Source organism: Mesorhizobium sp. M7A.F.Ca.ET.027.03.2.1 (genome assembly GCF_003999175.1).
Classification (GTDB): domain Bacteria; phylum Pseudomonadota; class Alphaproteobacteria; order Rhizobiales; family Rhizobiaceae; genus Mesorhizobium.
On record NZ_RZOM01000648.1, the window covers coordinates 1 to 3,511 of the forward strand.

At 63.1% G+C, this 3,511-nt stretch carries 3 protein-coding genes and 1 pseudogene; 3 read left to right on the forward strand and 1 reads right to left on the reverse strand.

What is annotated here, in order from left to right:
* The 3 genes and pseudogenes from EN750_RS24095 to EN750_RS24105 form a co-directional block, all read left to right on the forward strand.
* Positions 1–380 (forward strand): annotated as a pseudogene (locus EN750_RS24095) (strictosidine synthase); the annotation flags it as partial.
* Positions 381–383: 3 nt separating this feature from the next.
* Positions 384–1,883 carry a sugar ABC transporter ATP-binding protein gene (locus EN750_RS24100; protein ID WP_127397872.1) on the forward strand — a complete coding sequence of 500 codons (1,500 nt, stop codon included), beginning with the start codon at positions 384–386 and terminating at the stop codon, positions 1,881–1,883.
* A gap of 124 nt (positions 1,884–2,007) precedes the next feature.
* The gene (locus EN750_RS24105; protein ID WP_027036279.1) at positions 2,008–2,904 is read left to right on the forward strand and encodes a LysR family transcriptional regulator; all 897 of its coding nucleotides are present in this window, start codon (positions 2,008–2,010) and stop codon (positions 2,902–2,904) included.
* A gap of 97 nt (positions 2,905–3,001) precedes the next feature.
* Here the strand turns inward: EN750_RS24105 and EN750_RS24110 are convergent.
* Positions 3,002–3,511 (reverse strand): aldehyde dehydrogenase family protein (locus EN750_RS24110; RefSeq protein ID WP_127397873.1); only part of this gene is annotated, 510 nt, incomplete at its 5' end.

Here is a 3,511-nt window from a genome sequence, read left to right on the forward strand (position 1 = left end):
CCTTCTATTCCGTGCGCAACCAGTTGGTGGAGTTCATCCTGCGCGAGGAGACCTACCGCACCCGCATGCTGGCGGAAGTCCCGGAGGCCTACTGGATGGCGCCGTCGCTCGGCTCATGGCGCGACTATCGCGAGCCCATGCAAGGCAGCCAGTTGAAGCAGATGAACGTGCTGAAGCCATATGCGGTGACAAGGTCCTACGGGCTGGTGGTCCTTTGCGACCAGAACATGAAGCCGCTGTCGAGTTTCCATTCGCGCGCCGACGGCAAGGTGCACGGGACGCTGAGCGCCTGCGAGCTGGGCGATGATCTTCTGGTCGCCTCGCGCGGCGGATCGCGGATCGTGCGCGTGGCGAGCGCCGCCAGTGGCAAGCGAGGCTAAGCTATGTCGGACGCCAACATCATTGAACTCAAGGACGCCGCCAAGGCGTTCGCGCGCATTCCGGCCTTCAAGAATGTCAATTTCGACCTGCGCAAGGGCGAAATCCATGCGCTGCTCGGGGAAAACGGCGCCGGCAAGTCGACGCTGACCAAGGTCATGGCCGGTGTCTTCAAGCTGACCGAGGGCAAGATGACCTTCGACGGCAAGGATGTGTCCTTCGCCACGCCCGCCGAAGCGCTGCGCGCCGGCATCGCCATGGTGTTCCAGGAAACCAACCTGGTGCCGGCCATGACGGTGGCGCAGAATCTCTATCTCGGCGAAGAGAAGATGTTCAACCGGTTGCGCGGCCTCTATATTCAGGCGCGGCAGTTCCTCGCCGGCATGGGCTTCCAGGTCGACCCGTCCGCGCAGGTCAGCACGCTGGGCGCGGCGCACAAGCAGATGGTGGAGATCGCGCGCGCCGTCCACCACAAGGCACGCGTCATCATCTTCGACGAGCCGACCGCGACGCTGACGCCCGAAGAGAAGAGCCACTTCTTTAAACTTTTGCAGCGGCTGGTGAAGGAGGGCATCGCCGTCATCTTCATCACCCATGCGCTGGAAGAGGCGCTTGCCGTCGCTAACCGCATCACGGTCATGCGCGATGGCGAGATTGTCGCGTCCGGCGAAGCCAAGGGCTTCACCCGCGCTTCGATCGTGCAGGCCATGGTCGGCCGCACGCTGACCGAAACGCTGCATGGCGAGGTCAAGCGCACGGCGCGGCCTTATGGCGACAAGGTGCTTTCGGTCGAGAACCTGTCCTGCGCCGGCCTGGTGCGCAACTCTTCCTTCTCGGTGTTCTCGGGCCAGGTCACCGGCATGTTCGGCCTTGTCGGCGCCGGCCGCACCGAAATGGCCAAGGTCGTCGCCGGACTGTTGAAGCGCAACATCTTCCACGGCGGCGAGATCCGCCTGCTCGGCAAGTCGGTGCGCTACCGGGTGCCCAGGCCTGCGGTGCGCGACGGCATCGTCTATGTCACCGAGGATCGCAAGGTCGACGGCTTCTTCGAAACCATGACTGCGGGCGAGAACCTTCAAGTGGGTGAACTGACCGAGGGCGCCAATCCCGTCTCCATGGTGTCGCTGGCGCGGGCCAGGCAACTTGCCCGCGAATGGGGCGAACGTCTGAGCCTGCGGCAGACCAGCGACCGAGCTCGGATGATCGAGCTCTCCGGCGGTAACCAGCAAAAGGTCGTGATCGCCAAATCGCTGATCCAGAAGCCTAGGCTGGTGATCTTCGACGAGCCGACACGCGGTGTCGACGTCGGCGCCATCGTCGAGATCCACCAGCTCATCAGCGATCTCGCCGAGCAAGGCATGGCCGTCGTTGTCATCTCGTCCTATCTGCCTGAAATTCTCGCCGTTTCGGATCGCATTCTGGTGGTCAAGCGCGGCCGCGTGGTCGAGGAGATGATGTTGTCGGAGGCCACCGAGGAGCGCGTCATGTTCGCCGCGGTTCATTGAGCGGCTCGACAAGGAAGACACTTTTGCCGGTCAAGCCAGGACCAATGTCTGGCCGGTCCTATTGCCTTGCAATCGGTTCCGCGTCTGAATAGGTCAGGGGTCAGATCACCCTGCCCGAGCGGATATGCCCAGCATTAACCTCAAACTTCTGCAGACGTTCCTGCTTGCCGCCGAAAACGGCAGCTTCCGTCGTGCTGCCGAGGAGAGCAATCGTTCGCCATCGGCGGTCTCGATGCAGATTCGCGACCTTGAGGAGCAGATCGGCATCTCGCTGTTTATCCGCACCGCACAGCGTGCAAGCCTGACGCCGGAAGGCCAGATCCTGTTCGAGGAGATCGCCAATGTGATGTCACAGGTGCAGACCAGCCTCGACCGGCTGACGGAGGTCGCCGCTCGGCGCAAGGGCAAGGTGCAGATCGCCTGCGCCCCGACGCTCGCGGCAAGCCGGCTGGGCGATATCCTGGCGACATTCAAGTTGCGCTATCCCCGCAGCATCGTCGAGGTCATCGAGAGCCCGCCGCAGGCCGCGCTTGGCCTTTTGCAACAGCAGGAGGTCGAGTTTTACATCGGCCCGGAACTGCCAAACCTGACGGACTTCCAGTTCGAGTCTATCCTCGACGATCCGCTGATGGCCTGCATTCCCACGGAAATATACGGCGGCGAAAAGAAGCTGCTGCTCTCCGACCTGCTGCGCTATCCGCTCATCCTGCTCAACCGCAAGACCGCCGTGCGCGGCCTTGTCGATCGGCTGACGGCGGCGGAAGGCATCGAGCTCAAGCCGCAATACGAGGTCGAAAGCGCACAGACGGCGGTGGCGCTGGTGTGTTCGGGACTTGGCGTCTGCGTAGTGCCCGGCATCGCCATTTCGCGCAATGACGAGCGCATGCGAGTGGTACCGATCGACCATCGCGACGCCCACCGCTCCGTCGGCATCATCACCGCGCGGGGCTATGTGCACCACTCCTTCTCCGAACAGCTGATGAACCTCATCCGCACCAATTTGCGCGAACTGGCAAACTGAGCATCGCGCCTTCGGACAGGCACCTTGCACGAGCGCCGAGAATAGTGCGGGAACGCCGTCATTCGCAGCCCGGCCTCACCTGAATATCAGCGCACCCTCAGTCGGTCTGGATCCAGACCGATTTGGTCTCCAGATATTCATGCAGATGTTCGATGCCGCCCTCGCGGCCGTAGCCGGACATCTTCATGCCGCCGAACGGCACCGCCGGGTCGATGGCGTGGTACATGTTGACCCACACCGAGCCGGCCTTGATGCGGCGGGCGAGCTTGTGCGCGGTGCCCAGATGGGTGGTGAAAATGCCGGCTGCCAAGCCATAGGGCGTCGCATTGGCCCGCGCCACGGCTTCGTCGAGCGTGTCGAACGGCATCGCCGAAATCACCGGACCGAAGATTTCTTCACGCGCGATGGTCATCTTGTCCGACACCGCGCCGAAGACGGTCGGCGCGATGAAATTGCCGCCGTCGTAGGGCTCGCCCGTCAGTCGAGATCCGCCCGCTATCAGTTCCGCGCCTTCGTCGCGGCCGGCCTTGATATAGCCCACCACCTTGCCGGCCTGCCTGGCATTAATGAGCGGGCCGATTTCGGTTTCCGCCTCGATGCCATGGCC

Excerpts from the sequence above, each read along its gene's own strand:
- EN750_RS24105 (WP_027036279.1), top strand. The coding sequence starts at position 2,008 with ATGCCCAGCATTAACCTCAAACTTCTGCAGACGTTCCTGCTTGCCGCC.
- EN750_RS24100 (WP_127397872.1), top strand. The coding sequence starts at position 384 with ATGTCGGACGCCAACATCATTGAACTCAAGGACGCCGCCAAGGCGTTC.